This is a genomic window from Rhodobaculum claviforme (assembly GCF_016653255.1).
Classification (GTDB): domain Bacteria; phylum Pseudomonadota; class Alphaproteobacteria; order Rhodobacterales; family Rhodobacteraceae; genus Rhodobaculum; species Rhodobaculum claviforme.
Genome location: NZ_NHSD01000037.1, coordinates 1 through 3,094, shown reverse-complemented (window position 1 = coordinate 3,094; position 3,094 = coordinate 1). Strand labels below are relative to the sequence as shown.

At 75.7% G+C, this 3,094-nt stretch carries 2 protein-coding genes; both read left to right on the top strand.

Annotation, left to right across the window (positions count from 1 at the left end):
- Positions 1–50 precede the first annotated feature (50 nt).
- Positions 51–2,423: a circularly permuted type 2 ATP-grasp protein gene (locus CCR87_RS00520; RefSeq protein WP_201155382.1), complete on the top strand. Its 2,373-nt coding sequence runs from the start codon at positions 51–53 to the stop codon at positions 2,421–2,423.
- Positions 2,423–3,094 (top strand): transglutaminase family protein (locus tag CCR87_RS00515; protein ID WP_201155381.1); only part of this gene is annotated, 672 nt, incomplete at its 3' end. The genes CCR87_RS00520 and CCR87_RS00515, both read left to right, overlap by 1 nt.

Sequence of the window (3,094 nt, the reverse complement as noted above, 5' to 3'; positions counted from 1 at the left end):
CCCCACACCCTCGACCTGCGTCGCCCACCCGGCCTGTGACGTCCCCGCCGATGACGTCGCTCCCACCCGATCCCGCGCTGCACGCGCTGCTGGCGGGTTACGCCCCGACCCCGGGCGTGGCCGACGAGATGATGGCCGCCGCCCCGCGCCCGGCGTGGGGGCCGTTCCTGCGCCACCTGGCCGCCATGACGCCGTCCGACCGCGATGCCGCCCGGTCGCGGGCCGAGCAGTATCTGCGTGACGCGGGGGTGTTCTATCGCCTCTACGCCGACACCGGCGCGGTGGAGCGGGACTGGCCCCTCAGCCCGGTGCCGGTGCTGATCGACCGCGACGAATGGGACGGCGTCGCGGCCGGGCTGATCCAGCGGGCCGAGCTGCTGGAGGCGGTGGTGGCGGACCTCTATGGCCCCGCGCGGCTGGTGACGGGGGGGCATCTGCCGGCGGGGTTGATCGCGGCCAACCCCGAATGGTTGCGCCCGATGGTGGGGGTGCGCCCGGTGGGGGGCCATTTCCTGCACCTGCTGGCGTTCGAGATCGGCCGCGGTCCCGATGGCCGCTGGCTGGTGCTGGGGGATCGCACGCAGGCGCCCTCGGGGATCGGCTTTGCGCTGGAGACGCGCATGGCCACCGCGCGCGCCTATCCCGGCTTTTACCCCACCGCCCCGGTGCAGCGCCTCGCGGGGTTCCTGTCGGACCTGCGCGCGGCGCTGGAGGGGGTGCGCATCACGCCCGACGGCGGCGTGGCGCTGCTGACCCCGGGGCCGATGAACGACACCTATTACGAGCATGCCTATATCGCCCGCCACCTCGGCATTGCCCTGCTGGAGGGCGAGGACATGGCCGTGCGCGACGGCGCCCTGACGATGCGCACCGTCGCCGGACCGCGCCCGGTGGAGGTGCTGTGGCGCCGCCTGGACGCCGCCTTCGCCGATCCGCTGGAGCTGGATCCGGGGTCGAGGCTGGGCACGCCGGGGCTGATGGAGGCGGTGCGCGCGGGCCGGGTGGCGATGGTCAACGCGCTGGGCTCGGGCGTGCTGGAGGCGCGCGCGCTGATGGCGTTCCTGCCGCGCCTCGCGCAGGTGCTGCTGTCCGAGGACCTGCGCCTTCCGAACATCGCCACCTGGTGGTGCGGCACCGCGCCCGAGGCCGCCCATGTCGCGGCCCACGCCGAGGACCTGCACATCGGCCCGGCCCAGGCCACCTGCCTGCCGTTCGACAGCGCCGCCCGCAGCGCTCAGCCGCAGGGCCTCGACGTTGCGGCATGGCTGGGGCGCGACGGCGCCGGGCTGGCCGCGCAGGAGCGGGTCACGATCTCCACCACCCCGGCGCCGGAGGGCGATGTTCTGGTGCCGCGCCCCATGAGCCTGCGCGCCTTTGCGCTGCGGACCCCGCAGGGCTGGCGGGTGATGCCGGGGGGATTTGCCCGCATCGGCCGGGCGGGCGATCCCACCGCCATCGCGCTTCAGCGCGGCGGCGCGGTGGCGGATGTGTGGATCACCGGCGGCGCGGCCGAGCGTCCCGCGCCGTTGCCGGGTGGCGCGCCCGCAAGCAGGCCCGTGCGCACGGTCACCGCCCTGCCTGCGCGCGCGGCCGACAACCTGTTCTGGCTCGGCCGCTATGTGGAGCGCGCCGAGCACGACCTGCGCCTGCTGCGCGGCTGGCATCTGCGGCTGGCCGAAGGCGGCGCCACGCCGGGTCCGCTGCTGGCAGCGCTGGGCGACCACCTGCGCATGCGTGACTGCGATCCCGATGCGTCGCTGGCGCAGGTCCTGGCCGGTCCGGTCGCGGCGGCACGGGGCTGCGCGGCCAAGCTGCGGGATCGGTTTTCGACCGACGGCTGGGTCGCGCTGGAGGGGGCGGCGCGCGCCGTGGCCGATCTCGACCCCGCACCGGGCGATGATGCGGCGCGGGCGCTGGCGGGGGTGCTGGCGCGCCTGGCGGGCTTCACCGGGCTGGTGCACGACAACATGCTGCGCGAGACGGGCTGGCGATTCCTGACGCTTGGCCGCGCGCTGGAACGCGCCGATGCCATCGCGTGGACGCTGGCCGAATTCGCCGATCCCGCAGCCCCCGAAGGCAGCCTCGATCTGGCGGTGGAGGTGGGCGACAGCGTGCTGACCCACCGGCGGCGCCATGGCTCGGCGATCGACCGGGACTCGGTGGTGGATCTGCTGGCGCTGGAGGGGGGCAATCCGCGCGCGGTGCTGTTCCAGCTGGCCACGCTGTGCGCGCAGATCGACGCGCTGCCCGCGGCACAGGAGATCCCGCCCGGGCGCCCCGGGCCGGCCGCGCGGGCCGCGTTGCGGCTGCACACCCGCATCGCCACCGCCGAGCCCTGCGCCCTCGACGCCGCCGGTCTGGCCCGCCTGCGCACCGATCTGGCCGCCCTGTCGGAGCGGATTTCCGAGGGGTGGTTCGTGTGATGCGCTACGCGGTGACGGCGGAATTCCGATATGACTATGCCGCGCCGGTGGTGTCCGGGCGCACGCTGCTGCGGCTGGCGCCGGCCGGGCAGGGGTCCGCGCAGCGCTGCCTCGTGGCGCGGCTGGACGCCGATCCCCCCCCGGCCGAGCGCACCGAGCGGCGCGATTTCTTCGGCAACGCCGTGACCGGCATGGCCTTTCGCACCGCCGGGCGCAGCGCGGTGTTCCGGCTGTCGGCGCAGGTGGAGCGCCGCGCGCCCGCGCCGCTGGCCGACCTGTCGCCGCCGCTGGCACGCCTGGGAGCCGAGGTCGCCTCGGTCGCCGCCCTCGGGCCGCTGGCGCCGCACCACTTCCTCGGGCCGTCGCCGCGGGTGCGCGACGATCCCGCCTTTGCCCGCTTTGCGCACGAGACCCTGGCGCGCGAGGTGTCCGTGCTCGCGGGCCTGCGCGCGCTGGGCGCCCGCCTGCACGCCGAGATGCGCTTCGACCCCGCCGCGACCACGGTCGAAACCGACCCCGCCCATGCGCTGGCCGCCCGCCATGGCGTCTGCCAGGACTTCAGCCATGTGCTGATCGGCGCGCTCCGGGCGGTGGGGGTGCCGGCGGGGTATGTGTCGGGGTATCTGCGCACCGATCCGCCGCCGGGGGGCGTGCGGCTGACCGGGGCGGAT